The sequence below is a fragment of the Planctopirus hydrillae genome (assembly GCF_001707835.1).
Taxonomy (GTDB): domain Bacteria; phylum Planctomycetota; class Planctomycetia; order Planctomycetales; family Planctomycetaceae; genus Planctopirus; species Planctopirus hydrillae.
Window position 1 is genome coordinate 1 of sequence record NZ_LYDR01000031.1, and the last position, 337, is coordinate 337.

The following is a 337-nucleotide window of genomic DNA, read 5'->3' on the forward strand; positions in this document are numbered from 1 at the left end:
TATCGGATGTAATAATAGCCAATGTTGCATTTTTAGTGGCAATATCTCCCATTTCCGGTCTCTTGGAATGATCTCTGTCTCCGCCACAACCAAATACACAGATTAATCTTTCATTCTTAGTTCTTATATCATTGATTGTACTGAGTACATTTTCCAATGCATCCGGTGTATGTGCATAATCCACCACAAAGAAAATTCCTGTCCTTGATTTTATCGTTTCAAAGCGTCCTTTTACTCTTTTTAACAGGCTGATTGCTTTTAATATTTCGCTGTCTTCAATTCCGATTTCAGATGCAATACCAAATACCAATAACAGATTGTATACATTAAATCTGCC

The 337-nt window shown here is 35.6% G+C and carries 1 protein-coding gene; it reads right to left on the reverse strand.

The genetic code is table 11. The annotated features are described in order from the left end of the window. Positions 1-337: glutamate ligase domain-containing protein (locus tag A6X21_RS25865; RefSeq protein WP_498072426.1), on the reverse strand; the 337-nt coding region annotated here is incomplete at both ends.